The sequence below is a fragment of the Streptomyces sp. LUP47B genome, assembly GCF_001746295.1.
In the GTDB taxonomy this organism is placed as follows: Bacteria; Actinomycetota; Actinomycetes; order Streptomycetales; family Streptomycetaceae; genus Streptomyces.
This window is the reverse complement of the sequence record NZ_MJAH01000001.1, coordinates 54,520-69,812: the sequence shown is the minus strand read 5'-3', so window position 1 is coordinate 69,812 and position 15,293 is coordinate 54,520. Positions and strand designations below refer to the sequence as shown.

At 67.7% G+C, this 15,293-nt stretch carries 12 protein-coding genes and 2 pseudogenes; 6 read left to right on the top strand and 8 right to left on the bottom strand.

The features are described from left to right. Positions 1 to 408: 408 nt before the first annotated feature. The 8 genes from BFN33_RS00310 to BFN33_RS51660 form a co-directional block, all read right to left on the bottom strand. The gene (locus tag BFN33_RS00310) at positions 409 to 1,209 is read right to left on the bottom strand and encodes a hypothetical protein (protein ID WP_069757806.1); all 801 of its coding nucleotides are present in this window, start codon (positions 1,207 to 1,209) and stop codon (positions 409 to 411) included. Between the two features lie 37 nt (positions 1,210 to 1,246). Then, positions 1,247 to 2,065: a hypothetical protein gene (locus BFN33_RS00305; RefSeq protein ID WP_069757805.1), complete on the bottom strand. Its 819-nt coding sequence runs from the start codon at positions 2,063 to 2,065 to the stop codon at positions 1,247 to 1,249. 83 nt (positions 2,066 to 2,148) lie between these two features. After that, entirely contained in the window at positions 2,149 to 2,622 is a 474-nt protein-coding gene (locus tag BFN33_RS00300) for a hypothetical protein (protein WP_256122556.1), read from the bottom strand. A gap of 153 nt (positions 2,623 to 2,775) precedes the next feature. Then, on the bottom strand, positions 2,776 to 4,137 hold the full coding sequence (locus BFN33_RS00295; RefSeq protein WP_069757803.1) for a glutamine synthetase family protein: 1,362 nt from the start codon (positions 4,135 to 4,137) through the stop codon (positions 2,776 to 2,778). After that, entirely contained in the window at positions 4,137 to 5,630 is a 1,494-nt protein-coding gene (locus BFN33_RS00290; protein WP_069757802.1) for an amino acid permease, read from the bottom strand. Before BFN33_RS00290 ends, BFN33_RS00295 begins: the two co-directional genes overlap by 1 nt. Before the next feature lie 113 nt (positions 5,631 to 5,743). After that, positions 5,744 to 6,745, bottom strand: a complete 1,002-nt coding sequence (locus BFN33_RS00285) for a hypothetical protein (RefSeq protein WP_069757801.1) — start codon at positions 6,743 to 6,745, stop codon at positions 5,744 to 5,746. Positions 6,746 to 6,978: 233 nt separating this feature from the next. Beyond that, entirely contained in the window at positions 6,979 to 7,971 is a 993-nt protein-coding gene (locus BFN33_RS00280) for a hypothetical protein (RefSeq protein WP_069758864.1), read from the bottom strand. 489 nt (positions 7,972 to 8,460) lie between these two features. After that, a complete protein-coding gene (locus BFN33_RS51660; protein ID WP_141757897.1) occupies positions 8,461 to 8,943 on the bottom strand; it encodes an ATP-binding protein in 483 nt (160 codons plus the stop codon). A gap of 315 nt (positions 8,944 to 9,258) precedes the next feature. Here BFN33_RS51660 and BFN33_RS00270 point away from each other — a divergent pair, with 315 nt between their 5' ends. The 6 genes and pseudogenes from BFN33_RS00270 to BFN33_RS52940 all read left to right on the top strand — a co-directional run bounded on the left by BFN33_RS00270 (position 9,259) and on the right by BFN33_RS52940 (position 15,288). After that, entirely contained in the window at positions 9,259 to 10,521 is a 1,263-nt protein-coding gene (locus tag BFN33_RS00270; protein WP_256122555.1) for a helix-turn-helix transcriptional regulator, read from the top strand. Next, a complete protein-coding gene (locus BFN33_RS00265; RefSeq protein WP_069758863.1) occupies positions 10,521 to 11,039 on the top strand; it encodes a GNAT family N-acetyltransferase in 519 nt (172 codons plus the stop codon). Before BFN33_RS00270 ends, BFN33_RS00265 begins: the two co-directional genes overlap by 1 nt. Before the next feature lie 494 nt (positions 11,040 to 11,533). Beyond that, entirely contained in the window at positions 11,534 to 12,037 is a 504-nt protein-coding gene (locus tag BFN33_RS00260) for a prepilin peptidase (RefSeq protein WP_370743247.1), read from the top strand. A gap of 307 nt (positions 12,038 to 12,344) precedes the next feature. Continuing rightward, positions 12,345 to 12,621: pseudogene (locus tag BFN33_RS00255) on the top strand (DUF2637 domain-containing protein); the annotation flags it as partial. A gap of 211 nt (positions 12,622 to 12,832) precedes the next feature. Continuing rightward, positions 12,833 to 13,495 (top strand): annotated as a pseudogene (locus BFN33_RS00250) (DUF2637 domain-containing protein); the annotation flags it as partial. Between the two features lie 1,628 nt (positions 13,496 to 15,123). Next, positions 15,124 to 15,288, top strand: a complete 165-nt coding sequence (locus tag BFN33_RS52940) for a hypothetical protein (RefSeq protein ID WP_176742263.1) — start codon at positions 15,124 to 15,126, stop codon at positions 15,286 to 15,288. The last annotated feature ends 5 nt before the right edge of the window (positions 15,289 to 15,293 follow it).

Sequence of the window (15,293 nt, the reverse complement as noted above, 5' to 3'; positions counted from 1 at the left end):
CGCGCAACGAACCCAGGATCCACCAATACCGTCATGGCATGGTTGCATCAGGAGCAGGCACTCAAACTTCGGTGAGAATGCTCAACCTTCACGGCGAGAGGTCAGGATGGCAGCTGATGCGGCCGTTGTTTATCGCGGCTCGGCTGTCGTGCACGGGCTCTCTGCCGGACACTCGTTGTCCCCTCATTTGAGGATCGCCCAAGCTGAGGGCGACACCGGCAGAGACGACTTCCCCGGCTTGTCCGTTCGTGCTCGTGGAATGAATGGACGTGCCGGGGGTTCAGCCCCGGGAGGCAGGGTGCGCATGGATCCTCCGGGGGCTCATGACCGGCACGGGCCGGCCGCGAGTCCTATCCCGTCAACGGCGCGACGTCGGCGGGGCCGCCGTACGTCGGCCGTCAGCGCCCGTCACTGCCGCCGTTCAGCCCAGGCCTGCGCGGCGGCGTGCAGCTTGTGCGTCCACTCGTCCGGCTCGTCGGCGCTCGCGATCGTCTCCCAGAGCCGGCGCTGAGCCTGCGCGAACGCGTCGATGGAACGAACCGGCGTGCTGCCCCAGGCCGGGTGCTGCCCGGCCAGACTTTCGGCGCTGTTCACGCTGTGGCCCGAGGCGATCAACCAGATCACCCACAGCGCCGGGTCGATCCACGAGGCGCCCCGAGAGGCCCACGCCCAGTCGACGAGACGCGCCCTGCCGTCGACGATCAGGACGTTGTGCGGATTCCAATCGGTGTGCAGCAGGTGGGACCCGGCGAAGAGGCCTGCCTTGTCGGGGTCTTCGACGTGCCCTCTCATGCGCGCGGGCATGCTCTTGAGGTCGACCGATGACGGCGCGCCGAGAGCAGCGAGATGCCACAGCGCTTGAAGGACGAGTTCCAAATCAGGGGAGCCGGGGGAGTAGTCGGCGTGACTGCCCTCGAGATCCTCGAACCCGAGCAGGTTCCACCCCGCCTTCCGGATGTGCCACCGCAGAGCCGGGGCGAGGCCGTCGGCGTGCGGGTTAATATCGGCCTCGCGCTGCTGCGTCCACACGCGGGGATGGTCTTGCCTCAACCCCTTCACGAAGACCGTGCCGTCGGTGAAGTGCAAGCGGGCAGCGATCTCACTGTTGTAGCCGGCCGACAACATCTCGATGTCCAGCACGGGCCCGGCGACGGACTCGATCTCTTTCAGCGCGTCGACAGGGACTTCGGTCAGGCGGTGCGTCGGCACGGAAGCGCTCCAGAAAGCTGGGGTATTGGATGGGAGTTCAGCGAGTGCGGACGGTTGAGCTGGACTCACGCCACATTGCCCATTTCCGGGCCGCGTCGGTGAGAGCAGCCCGGTGAGGAAGTGGCCGCGTGTGCTCCCACTCATGCCATGCGGCGAGGATGGTGCGCGCGAAGATGGTGACGGTATCCCCGTCTGCCGCGCTGTAGGCGGGAACCCGTCGCGCGATCTCCTCGCCCTGGGCGGGAGTGTGGCCGGCCGAGATGAGCCGGGGAATGGTCAGCGCCGTGTCAGCCCATGCCGGGGCGGGGCAGGAAAGAGCCCAGTCCAGCAGCCGCAGTTCGCCGCAGAGGGTGACGAGCATGTTGTGCGGTGACATGTCCGTGTGCGCCAGAACCCGCCCTTGCATCCCGGCGGGCACATCATCGGGTGGAAATCCCGCCCATCGTTCGTGCAGCGGCTTCTTGCGCATCGTCTCGGGCCAAGCCGCCTCGGACAGGACGGTGAGCGTATCCACCAGTGCCGGGAGATCGTCAGACCCTGGGGCCAAGTTCGGGTACCGGCCCTGCACGTACTCGTATCCGTACAGCCGCCATCCGCCAGAGTCGACGTCCCACAACACGCGGGGCGCGCGGGGCGCGTTCCGCGTCACCTGCGCCTCGTGCCGGTACACCCAGGCCTGTGGGTCGTCCTCGGGAACGCCCTTGACGAATGCTTGGCCCGCTCGCGTGTGGATGGTGCAGGCGAGCCGGGACATGACGCCATGCGGCGCGGTCTCGGCCCGTTCGACCGGGCCGGTGTGGCGCTCCACGGCGGCCTTGGCCGCTTCGGGTAGATCGTGCCAGTCGATGCGATGCACCCACGGTCTCCTGCGTTGATCGAGGATGGGAGGCCTCCGGCCTGCCACAGCGTGGCACAGGCCGGAGGGGGCGTGCAGAGCGGTTACGAACAGCTCGGGGGATGGTTCGGGCTGTCCGAGCAGTTGGCGTGGCATTGCGAGCACTCCGCGAGATCCAGCTCGGGCCAGAACTCCATGTCGATCTCGTACCCCGCGAGAGTGATCGCGTCCACGGTCCGGGCCCGGAGCGTCTTGCCGCCCCCGTGCTCCTCACGGTCGAGGAAGCCGGGCTGGTGATCGAGGAACCTGCTGAAGTTCTCCTGGCAGAACTCCCGGTAGGCCTTGGTGTGAAGCAGGAAGGCGTGCCAGAAGTCGTCTACCAGTGGCGAGGGGCTGAGCGGCCTGCCGCTGTAGTCACAGGCTGCCAGGAAGGCGAGCATCTGGCCGATCCCGCGGTCCGCCTTCTCCTCGGTCAGTTGAGGGAACTTGTCGCACATGTTGGAGACTAGGGTCTCCCGGATCTCGGAGCTGATCAGGCCCCGCGCGTCTATCAGCGCGCGCTGCTGGGTCTCAGTCACGATTCGTGCCTCCTTGAGTCGGTAGCGCATGGTGTGATCCCTACGCTGCAGAGGCGTAGGGTCTGGCCCTCGTTCCCCGGCCGCCGTCCGGCCGGGGAACGAGGGGCGTGCCCCTGCCGCCGAGGGGGGAGTTACACCCGGCGGCAGGGAGTCTCAGCGGATACCGCGGAGCCGCTCCAGGTCCGAGACGTGTCTGCGGTACCAGGCAAGTTCGGCGCGCGCCGCGTGGGCGTAGTGGCGCACGATGTCCTTGCCGAGCAGGGACTGGGCGATGGTGCTGTGCTCGAAGTGCTGGAGTGCTTCGGCGAGATCGGTGTAGAGGGGGATGGAGGTGCGGTCCTGGTAGGCGTCGCCGTCGCAGGCCGGCCGCGGCGACAGTTCCTCCTTGAGGCCGTGGGCCATCGCGGCGAGGTAGGCGGTCAGGGCGAGGTAGGCGTTGGCGTCGGCGCCGGCGAGGCGGACTTCAAGGTGGGTGCCGTTGCCGTGGCCGGTGACGCGGATCGCGCAGCCGCGGTGATCGAATCCCCAGGTGTAGCGGGTGGGGGCGAAGGAGTGCGGCTGGTAGCGCTTGTAGGAGTTGGGGGTGGGCGCATACAGCGGCCCCAGGTGCGGCAGCGCGGAGAGCAGTCCCGCTACGGCCCGCAGCATCAGGGGCGGCAGCTCTTGTCCCCGGTGGTGGGCGAATCCGGGCTCGTCGCGCTCGGTCCACAGCGACACGTGCAGGTGCAGTCCGCTGCCGACACCGGTCTCGGGAGCGGCCATGAAGACGGGGATCATGCTGTGCCGTCCGGCGATGTCGCGCACGAGGTGGCGGAAGACGGCGTAGTCGTCGCAGGCTTTCAGCGCCTCACCGTAGGCGAACGTCACCTCCGTCTGGCCTGCCGCGCCTTCCGTTTTGATCGCCTCGTGGACGATGCCGACGTCGCTCATCACATCGGCCAGGTGGCGGAAGACGTCGCTGACCTGCGGCGGGTGCTGGAGGGCGTAGTCGAGGTTTTCGCCCCATGCCGGGCTCCGTCCTGCTGGCCCGTCGGTGTAGAGGACGAACTCGCTCTCGACTCCCACCTTCACCACGTAGCCCAGTTCGGTAAGCCGCTCGATCTGGGTTTCCAGCATGCGGCGGGGCGCCACCGCCACGGGAGTGCCGTCGTCGTGGACGGACGTACCGAACACCAGGGCGGTGCCGGGCCGGTACGGCAGCATCCGCACGTTGTCCAGGTCCGGGGTGACGAGGAAGTCACCGAACCCCTGCTCCCAGCCGGTGAAGTCGAAGCCGTCCAGAGGGGTCATGTCGACGTCGGTCGCCAGGACGTAGGAGCACATCTCCGCCCCGCCGGTCATCCGTTCCAGGAACACCGGGGCGTTGAACGTCTTGCCGAGGAGCCGCCCTTGGAGGTTCGGCACGGCCAGCATGATGTCGGTGACCGAGCGGTCCTTCAGCAGGCGCTGAAGCGTTTCCCGGCTCACCGGGCCGGTGGGCCACGGCGTCTCGGTGTAGTTGGTCTCGGCGCTCATCAGAAGCCCTCACTGATCATGGCTTCGTCGGGCCGGGCGGTGTGGGCGGCGGTGAGCTGGTACTGCTGCTTGCCGCGGGTCAGCCAGGTACCCCAGGCCAGCAGCAGCGCGGCCAGCAGGGTCACCCCGGCGTAGTTGAAGGACTCGGTGGTGATCGGCGAGGACTGCGGCAGGCAGAACACGAGGGTGATGACCGCGACGTAGACGACCGCGACGTACCCGATCGGGCGCCGCCAGCGCCCCAGGCTCCAGGGGCCGGGCCGGTAGTCGCGGCCCTTGGCCAGGGCGAGGAGGACGGGGATGCCGTAGGCCGGGGTCATGCCGACGGCGTTGATCGCGGTGATCGCGCCGTAGGCGGCGGGCGACCACAGAGCTGGCAGGGCGAGCACGAACGGCACGACGATGACGAACCACACCGCCCTTGTGGGCGTCTTTGTGCGGTCGTTGACGATCCGCCAGCTCTGCCAGCCCGGCAGGGCCCGGCTGCGGGAGAAGGCGTAGACCATGCGGCTGGCCGCGGCGACTTCGGCGTTGCCGCAGAACAGCATCGCGACGATGACGACCAGGAGCAGCGCCTTGGCCCCGGATGCGCCGAGGTCGTCGAGGAAGATCTGCGCGGGCGGCACCCCGGTCGCGGAGTTCTGCGTGCCCGTGTAGTCCTGCATGGCGAACAGCAGCCCGGCCAGGAGCACGAACCCGGCCGCCCAGGACACCCAGATGGAGCGGACGATGCCCTTGGGTGCGGAGGTCTGGGCGTCGTTGGTCTCCTCGGCGACATGGGCGGAGGCGTCGTAGCCGCAGAACGTGTAACCCGCCAGGAGAGAGCCGATCAGAGCGACGTAGAAGGGGCTGGAGAAGCCGGTGTCGTTGTGGAAGTGCGTGAAGACGAAGCTCGCCGACTGATGCTGGGCCGGGGTGATGGTGAGGGCGCCGACGATGACGGCGACACCGCCCAGCTGCCACCACACGGATATCGAGTTCAGCACGGTGACCAGGCGCACCCCGGCCGAGTTCAGCAGCCCGTGCAGGAGCAGGATGCACCCGAAGATGGTCATGGTGGTGCCGTCCGTGGGGGTGATGCCCCACTGCATCTGCGCGAAGGCTCCGACAAAGGTGGCGGCCCCGTAGTCGATACCGGCGATCGCGCCGAGCAGACCGAGCAGGTTCAGCCAGCCGGTCACCCAGCCCCAGCTGGCCCCGCCGAGCTTGTCGGCCATGAAGTACGGGCCCCCGCTGGTGGGGTAGGCGGAGACGACATCGGCCAGGGACAGGCCGACCAGCAGCGTCATGAAGCCGATGACGATCCACGTGCCGAGCATGACCACCGGGCCGCCGTGGCCCAGGCCGAACCCGAACAAGCTCATGCCGCCGGCCAGGATGCAGATGACCGAGAAGCTGATCGCGAAATTGCCGAAAGTGCCCATCTTTCGGGAGAGCTCGGGTTTGATCCCGAGGGCGGCCAGGACGTCATCGTCACTGGCTGATGCCGTCATGGCAGCGCTTCTGTGAGACACCAGAGATCCACTTTCATTGTGAAGAAGGGGAGACGGACGGGCCGGGGGCGCGTTGGCGCCCTGGCGGGGAGCGGCTGTTCGCCACGGCGCTGCTATCGCAGGACGGATGCGCGGATGCGCAGGAATGCGTCGGTCCAGTCCTGGGAGCGGCCGAGGCTGGCGTTGACGTCTTTCCAGGGCTGCGGCATGGCGTAGGGGCCCATCGCCTTGAACACCCACGCGGCCCGCTCGTTCTCCCCGCAGGCCACCAGGGCATGAGCCAGATGGCTCAGATCGGAGATCGACAGCCAGGGGTACTCGGCAGCTGGGACATGCGCGAACCATTCGTCGTAGGCCCGGCAGGCGAAGTGCCGCACCTGCGCGGTCTGCCAGAACTGCAGCGCGCCGCCCCGGCCGTCGCCGTGCCGCTCCCGGTAGAGGTCCAGGAGCGAGTACACCGGCAGCATGAGCAGCTCCGGATTCGACAGCCTGCCGGACACGAGCCAGGCCGAGAACTGCATTGCGGCCGCTGCCCCGCCGCCGCGGTACAGGAAGTACTCGCGCATGCGGTGATGGCCCTCCCGGTTGCCGGGGTGGAGCCGGTTGACCTCATCCAGAAGCGGCCACGGCCCCCGGTAATGCATCGCCGGATCGTCCAACTGATCCCACGGAGCCCGGCGACTTTGCGCGTAGGGGTCGAAGTAGTGGGCGGCGTAGGGAAGCTGGGTGAGGTGCAGGCGGCCGATCCACCGCACCGGACACTCCGGCCACAGGTGGTCCAGCCTGCGCCACTCCTGCTGCGCCAGGGCTGCGGCGCGCCCCACCACCTCCTGACGCTCACCCTTGCGGTAGGCCTCCACTGCCGCCCGGGTGAGCGCCCGCGCCCACATCATGCCGGCGTGCGGACTGTCCGGCTCCTCGTCCCGCCATGCCTTGAAGACACCGGCCTCCCCCGCGCCGGCGGCGAGGAGCTGGCTGCGGCTCGTGCGCAGTGCCCAGTGCGCCCCCGTCCGGGACAGAAGGTCACGGGTGGCCGAGTGGCGCCCCAGTTTCAGGTCTTCGAGAGCGTCCCGCAGATCGGAGTCGGCACCGACGGGACTGACGATCAGGGGCATGCCATAGGGGGTTGATGCTCGCTCTCCGCCGCGGGGGAAGGCGGTGCTGGTTGCTAACGAGTCAGGCATGTGTGCCTCGGGGAGGTTGAGGGGCTCGATGGTTTCGGCGACCGCTTGGAAGACAACGCAGTTACCTCCGGAAGCGAGGGGACGGTGAAGGGGGCGGGACACTGCGGCGTGTAAGGCACGGCCTCGGGCAGTGGGCGGGCCTCGGAAGGTGCTGCGGGGGCCGTTCATCGGCGTCGCCCGGCGTGCAGCGGCCCGGTTTGCGGATCGCGTACGTAGCGGCTGCGAGCCCGCTCGAATTCCTCCAGCCACCGTTCCGGTGCGTCAGCGACGTACTTCCACGGCACGGGCGTGACGTAGGGCCCGATCGCCTCAAAGACCGCAGCCGCTCCCTCGCCGAACCCGCCCGAGTGCAGCGCCTGCGCGAGATGGTTCAAATCCAGCGGCGACCACGACCTGGCATCGGCCTGCGGGAACCACCAGGCCAGCGCGCGGAGCGTGTCGTGGGAGACCGGATCCCTCGTCCAGTACAGGGGTGTGAGCTGGCCGTTGGCCCGCTGGATCCCGTAGTGCTCCGCGTGGAGGTACAGCGACAGCAGCACCAGCGGTGACCCTGCCGGCGCCCAGGTCGACACCCAGCGCACGAAGTCGTGCGCGTTCGCCCCGTAGGCCTGCATCGCCTGCAGCATGCGGTGCCACGCTTCCCGGTTGCCCGGATCACGCTCCTGGACTTCACGCAGCAGCCCCCAGGGGCCGTACGGCAGCATGTACTCCCAGGCCTCCGCTCGGTGTTCCGGCCGACGCTGGTACACGTCCGGGGAGTCCACCTGCGCTAACGCCAGTAAGCCCACCCATGGCACAGGGTCGTCGGGCCAGCACCGGGTCGCCTCCCGGCACGCCCTGCGCGCACGATCGGCCAGTGATCCCGCATCCCGCTGTCCGGCACGGTGTGCGTTCAGTGCCCGCTCCACCCACACACGCGCCTGCATCATCACCGCGTTGACGTGTGGCTCCTCCTGCAACCACGCTTCGACGGCGTCTGCGTTGGCCGCTGCCGCCGCCAGGACCTGGCTTCGTGAAGTCCGTAATCCCCACGTGGCGCAGGTCTCCAGCAGGACTTTCATCGACCGCCATCGCCCAGCCCGTGCGTCGTCCAGCACGACGCGCAGCGCACGGTCGAAGCCAGCCGGGTGGAATCGCGGCTGAAAGGCGCCACTCATGGACACACCCCATGCCGGTGTGCGTGTAGCAGCCCCCTCCGCCTCAACCGGTCCCCGTCTCAAGGTGAGCAAAGACAGCGGTCCGGGGCCGGTGTTCAGTGCCTGGATAGGGGTCATCAGGGCCTCAGAGGTATGGGGGAAAGGTGACCGCCGCTACGGGGGCGCGGCGGCCTGGACGAGGGCAAGGCAGCCCGGCAGATGCTCAGGCGTGCGCCGCGGTGCGTCGGGCGAGCGGTGGATCACGCGGGGCTTCGGTCAGGCTTGGCCAAGGTGTGAAAGACCTTCCGGTCCCCACGGGGGGGCGTAGCGATGTCGGCTCCGAGCTGGCGCGGACCACAGGCCACAGGGCTGCTCGCCTTCAGCCGACTCCGATGTCATCGCCTCCTCGAAAGCCGGGGAAGTCGCAGCGAGCCTCGAGCACGTGCACGACCGGCTCACCAGGAGGAAGAAAGCCCTTGCTGGGAAAACACGGGGTATCTGGGCGCCCGGTCACGCCACAGCACCGGCCATGAGAGCGTGTGCCACCGCAGCCGCAGCCTCGATGTTCACGGGAACAGGCAGCCGGCTGAGGTACAGGTGCGAACAGTTGCGTGCGTCGCTGGCCGAGTGTGCACAAGAGGGCTGGTTGACGCGCGTGATGACGCTGCGCGGGTCGGCGTGGGGGTCGCCGGCCGTGTCCCCGCGCAGCCCCTCACCCCCGCCCCGTTCATCCGGCCGGCTCACCCGCAACTCGCCCCAGACCTGCTTGCCCAAGCGATACATGTCCGTTCCCCAGCGCTCGCACAGAGCGTCGATCAGGAGCAGGCCCCGGCCGCTGGTGAGGAGATCGGCTCCCGGCTTGGTCATTTCCGGCAGCATGCGGGCGCTGTCGACTACCCCGATCCGTACGAACCGTGTGCTGGAGCGGGAGACGACGACCTTGATATAGCGGGAGTTGGTGTGCTGAACCGCGTTGGCCACCAGCTCGGTCACGAGGAGAACTCCCGAGTCCGTCAGGTGCTCCATCTCCCATGCAGTGAACGTCGTGCGTACGAGCTGACGGGCGATCTCGGCGCTCTCCTCCAGACCGGGGAGGATCGCGGAAGACTCCGGACTCCGGGTGGGGCAGGGCTGCGCTGACACGATCATCTGAACCTCAGGGGGTGTCGGTGTACGACGGCCTACCGTCAGTCAACGACCCTGGACACCATGAGAGGAGGAAAAGCCGGCCTCGTATGCACCGCGTACTACCGGAAATTTCCGGGCACTCACGCCTACTGACGGGGCCTCAGTGGCTACCGTGGATGTGTGGAAGGGAACGCGAGCCTCACCGCTGCCATGGCCGAGCTAGGCCTTACTCAGGCCGAGTTGGCCGAGAAGGTCAACGGCTTCCTGCGTTCTCGCGGATGCGAGGGAACGGTCAGCGACCGAACTGTCCGCAACTGGGTAACCGGAAAAACCAAGTGGCCCCACCACCGCCAGCGGGAAGCCTTACAGGCAGTATTCGGGTGTACGGCCGAAGAGCTGGGCTTCCGCCCGCCAACGGCAAGCCGCACCACCACCGAACCGGAGCCACCTGTGGAGCGTAGAAGTTTCCTCTCCACCGCTACTGGAACCGCCGCCACCGTCGTAGTGCCCGTCCATTCGCGGCCCTCCACTGTCGGCACGTCCGACGTGATCCGACTCCGCTCCGGCCTGGACGCCCTGATGGCTCTGGACGCATCACGAGGAGGCCACGAGGCGTTGGAGCGGTCGGCACTCGCAGGAGCGAACGACGCCCTTGAGAAAGTCAGGCAGGCCGCGTCCCAGCGCATCCGGCAGCGGTTGTATTCCGTGGCCGCGAACTACACGGCGACGGCAGCGTGGGCCGCCATCGACGGTCGTCAGCTTGACCGCGCCCAAGCCCGCCTAAACCGTGCCCTGTACCTCGCGGGGATGGCCAAGGATCCGATCGCCGAGCTGAGGGTCTGGAACTCCTACGCGATGCTTGCCCACCAGAGGGAAGACTTCACCGACGCCGTGGACGCCGGCTACGCCGCCCAGGCGACGGGCATCGCGAGGCGAGATCCCTTTTACGGCTCTCTCGCTCACGCCCGCACCGCAGTTGGTCAGGCCACTATCGGTGACCGCCAAGCGGCCATCAGGTCCCTCGGGTACGCCGAAGAAGCCCTGAGTAAGGCGAGAAAGGACGAGACGCGCCCAAGCTGGATCAGCTTCTACGGGGAGGCCGAGCTAATGGCGATGACAGCCATCGCCCGTGACCGGATCGGAGACTTCGCCGAGGCCGAGGCTGCCTCACACCAGGCGCTCGGCAGCATCCCTAAACAGTTTCAGCGGAACCGGGCCTTGGCCACGGCCCGGCTTGCCCTGTGCCAGGTCCACCAACGGGACGCCGAACTGGCCACCACCACAGCCTCCGAGGTTTTCGAGATGATGTCGGGGCACCAGATCCCCGGAAGGATGCGATCTCTACTCGGAGACTTCTACCGCGACTTGATCTCTCTTGCGCCGGACGCCTCGGTCGCACAAGAGTGGGGAGACCGCCACCGATCCGAATGGAGCCGACCCTGATGGCCGACCTGGACGTCCGCTTCTTCGTCCGCGAGGACCTGCCAAAGATCCGGCAATCGATCATCGATATCCACAGGGACGCCCAGGGAGGAACACTCGACGAATTCAGGAGCAAGTTCCCCTGGTATGTCGATCACTGGGGTTCTCGAGAGGGCTACTCGTGCGTGATGGCCTACGACCGGGACGAAGCCGTGGGCTTCGCGTACGGGGCTCCTGCGGTGGACGGCCGGGAGTGGTGGCGCGAATACGTCGACCCGGTGCCGGAGAGAACTCTGACCTTCGCGTTCTCCGAGTTGGCTGTTCGTCAGGCGTACCGGAAGCAGGGCTTGGCCGATCGGCTTACCCGCGCCCTGTTGGAGAACCGAGGCGAGGACCTTGCAGTCCTCCTAGTGGACGTCACGCACCCCAGAGTCCAGAGGCTGTATGAGGACTGGGGCTTCAAGAAGGTCGGCGAGCAGAGGTCTGCCCCGGACTCCCCAGTGTTCGCTGTCATGCTGGCGGAGCTGCCGCTGCGTTAGTCTCCAGCGGTCGATCGTAGTTGAGCACTCCGCCGCTGCCACGCCGTACTCCATGTGCAGGCGCGGTCCTACGCAGGCAATCCGCAGCCGGGGCGAGCCCTGGAAATCCGCTAGGTCGGCTACGTCCTTGCTTTCGCTCGCGATCACCAGCCGGGTGGGCAGGATGTGGACCGGTGCCCGGTCAAGCGATGACGTCGCTGGGATCGGGGCCGTTGCATCCGGTTGTGAGGGGATCAGGACGGGTTGAGCTTAAGCTCCTTTCGGTGGAGATGTCGTGGATCACCGTGGTGGCTGTTCTGTGGGGTGCTGGCACGGGCTTGCTGATACCGCGCGTTGCGTACCGGCTCTCCGTGCCGTGGGGAGAGTCTTCGCGGACTGCGTGTCCGGCAGGGCACCCTTTGGAGGGGATCGGGTCGGGGTGGGTGGGGCGGGCTCGTTGCGCTGACGGCGATAGGTTCGGGGCGAACACGCCCGTCATCTCCTCGGTGGTGGCCATGGTTTGTGGTGTGCTGGCGGTGGCTGCTGGGGCCCGTCCCGAGTTGCTGGTGTGGCTGTTGCTCGCGCCGATTGCCGTGGTGCTCGCCATCGTCGATGTCGCCGTGCACCGGCTGCCCGACGTCGTCATCCTGCCGTTCGTGGCATGCGCGCTCGTCGGCCTGGGAGGGGCCGCGCTGATGCCTGGTGCCGGCGGCAGTTGGCGGGCTGCGTTGCTGGGCTCTCTCACGCTCGGCGTTTGTCACTTGGTGTTATTCCTGATCAACCCGGGGAGTTTCGGGTTCGGCGATGTGAAGCTGGCTCCTGCGCTCGGGGCTGTCCTGGGCTGGTACGGCTGGGGGGTCGTGCTGATCGGCACATTCGCCGGGTATCTGTTCGGCGCGTTGTTCGGCGTCGGTCTCATCCTCGTGCCGCGCGCCGGTCGTAACGCTGCGATCCCGTTCGGCCCGTTTCTCCTGGCTGGCGCCTTTGTCGGGATCCTCTTGGGTTCCTGCACCGTGTGAGCGTACGAGCCGGGCGGATCTCGGGCTGGGCGGCGACCGGGAGGGGCTGGGGTGGCGTACGCCGCGCGCGTATGGCTGGGGCCGGGGGAGTAGGGCGTCGATGAGGCGGGCTCAGCGGGATGCTGCGTTGCCACGGGCCAGGTGTGCACTGAGTGGCGGCCGCGGCGGGTTCGGGTTTCTGGGATCGAGGCTGCTGGTGGCGCGGTAGGTGAGGAAGAGGCCCTCCGTCTTGTTCCCGTAGGCCACAAACGGGCTCTCACGTGGCAGTGTGAGAGCAGTTGTGAGTAGGGATGAGGGGAGTGGGACGGTGACTGCGGGGAGGGCCGGGTTAGCCGAGCTGACCCGGGTGCATGGGGTTCTCATCGGTGTCGTCGTGTTCGGTGCCGTGATCATCGCTGGTATCGGTTTTGCGGGGTCTTACGCTGCTGTGCGTGAGCTGGCTCTGATGAAGGGCTTCGGGAACTTCAGTTATGTGTTCCCGATCGGCATCGACGCCGGCATCTGCGTCCTGCTGGCCCTGGACCTCCTGCTGACCTGGATCGGCATTCCCTTCCCGCTGCTCCGGCAGACGGCGTGGCTCCTGANGCCAGGTGTGCACTGAGTGGCGGCCGCGGCGGGGTCGGGTTTCTGGGATCGAGGCTGCTGGTGGCGCGGTAGGTGAGGAAGAGGCCCTCCGTCTTGTTCCCGTAGGCCACAAACGGGCTCTCACGTGGCAGTGTGAGAGCAGTTGTGAGTAGGGATGAGGGGAGTGGGACGGTGACTGCGGGGAGGGCCGGGTTAGCCGAGCTGACCCGGGTGCATGGGGTTCTCATCGGTGTCGTCGTGTTCGGTGCCGTGATCATCGCTGGTATCGGTTTTGCGGGGTCTTACGCTGCTGTGCGTGAGCTGGCTCTGATGAAGGGCTTCGGGAACTTCAGTTATGTGTTCCCGATCGGCATCGACGCCGGCATCTGCGTCCTGCTGGCCCTGGACCTCCTGCTGACCTGGATCGGCATTCCCTTCCCGCTGCTCCGGCAGACGGCGTGGCTCCTGACGGCGGCCACCATCGCCTTCAACGGCGCGGCGGCCTGGCCCGACCCGCTGGGCGTTGGGATGCACGCGGTGATCCCGGTCCTTTTCGTCGTCGTGGTCGAGGCAGCCCGGCACGCGATCGGCCGGATCGCCGACATCACGGCCGACAAGCACATGGAAGGCGTCCGTCTCACCCGCTGGCTTCTCTCGCCGATCCCTACCTTCCTGCTGTGGCGCCGGATGAAGCTGTGGGAGTTGCGCTCCTACGAGCAGGTCATCCGGCTCGAGCAGGAACGCCTCGTCTACCAGGCCAGCCTCCACTCCCGCTTTGGCCGCGCCTGGCGACGCAAGGCCCCGGTGGAGGCACTGATGCCGCTCCGCCTTGCCCGCTACGGTGTTCCCCTTGCCGAGACGGCCCCGGCCGGGCTGGCCGCCGCTGGCATCGACGAGCCGCCGATCCAGTTCACCGTCGAGCGGGCTCCGGTTCCGACGCAGCGGCAGAGCCCGGGACTTGAGGCCGCCGTCGACCAGGAGCAGGACTCCATGAACGTGGGCGGCCGGGAGCCCCAGCCGATGGCGCCGATCGCAGCCCCGCACCCCGAGCAGACGCACGACTCTGGAGATGCGGGGAACGTCCAGCACTTCGCCAACGCCTACCAGGAATGGGTGGCCGCCTTTGGATTCGAGCCCACGAGTGCGCAGTTCGCTCTCTGGCTCCAAGACCGGTACGGCATCGCGACGGCGGCCGGTGGGCCGCTGTCCGATGAGCAACTCGAACCCCTGCTGACGCTCTTCAAGGAGCGTCACGCGCCCTCCGTTGATCCCGAGACAGATCCTCAGGACGGTCTGCAGGGCGCGGGCGACGGCTGGGGCGACTACTTCTACAACGCCTGGCGTACCTACGCGCAGGAGCACGGTGCCTATCCCGATGCCGCCGCCCTCGCCACGTACGTCTACGGACGGGACCAGATCACCGGCGGAAACGGTCAGCCCATCACGGCCGAAGACCTGGAGGACTTCGTCTCCACCTTCCGGCAGCGCGAGTTCGACGAGGCGGAACCGGAGACCGGTGACCAAGAGATCGCCGACTCCGTTGAGCCCCTCCTCAACGCTGACCAGCCCGAGCAGACTCCGGTCGGCACCGGCACCGGCACCGGCACCGGCACCCAACCGGCCAAGGAGAATCGGCCCTCGCGTGTGAGCGCCGCCATCGACACCCCGCGGCCCGGGCCCGAAGACTCAGCGGGGCCGCGAGCGGTCCGCACCACGGTCGATCGCTACTACCAGGCATGGATGGAATACCAGACCGAGCACGGCGAGGAACCGACGGCTGAGCAGCTATCCCCCTACCTAGCGCGGAAGGACATGCACGGCCGGGGCGGCAAACCGGTCAGCCCCGCCACTCTGCGCCGGTACTTCCTGCCGTTCCGCGTCTACAACGTCTGGGCCGAGCACCGGCTGCGCAACGAGCAGCCGGAGGCGGACGCCGTTGCGCAGGACTGCGCAGCCCGAGGCATCACCGCCCAGTACAACAAGCCCGTCACCACCGGCTACATCACCGAGAACACCGTCGACTTTGAGCGCCGTCGGCAGGCCCTCCAACGCCAGCACGCCGACGCACAACAGTAGGGCCAGCCAAGGTGCACCGTTGCACGCCCGCACCCCGCGACGCGGATTAGGCTGCGAAATCGGAAGAAACCCCTGATCAGACACGCATTACGCAGGCATCGTCATCACTGCGCAGACCTGCGCAGTGCGGTCTTGCACGGTCCGATTCCCTAAATGCGTCCTGACGAGAGGACCTATGCACGCATTGCACATCACCACCGACGCGACGGTCACGGACCCCGACCTCCCCCTGACTGGTGCGTACTTGGCGATCCTGGAACACGTCGGATCTGCTGACGCCGTCAGCCAAGGGATCTACCACCGGCGGGCACTCATGCACATCCACGGTGAGGGCCAAACGACCGGTCTTCCGCAGAACGTGGGCCCTGGCGAGTGCGTGGCGGGGCATTCCCCTGTGCCCACTGGCGGGCCCCGTCGTCGTCACGGGCCGCGCAGAGAGCGGCGACGTGACGACTCTCGACGTCGACCTGGTGCAGCACGAGAGGGCCGTTGCGCACACCGTCCGCGACACCCTGGCCGAGTGGCGTGCACGGCCTCCGGCCTCCGACGAGGCTGCCGCCAAGGAACTCCTCGCCTACGCGGCCCGCGATGTCGCCCCCCGCCATCAGTGACGCGC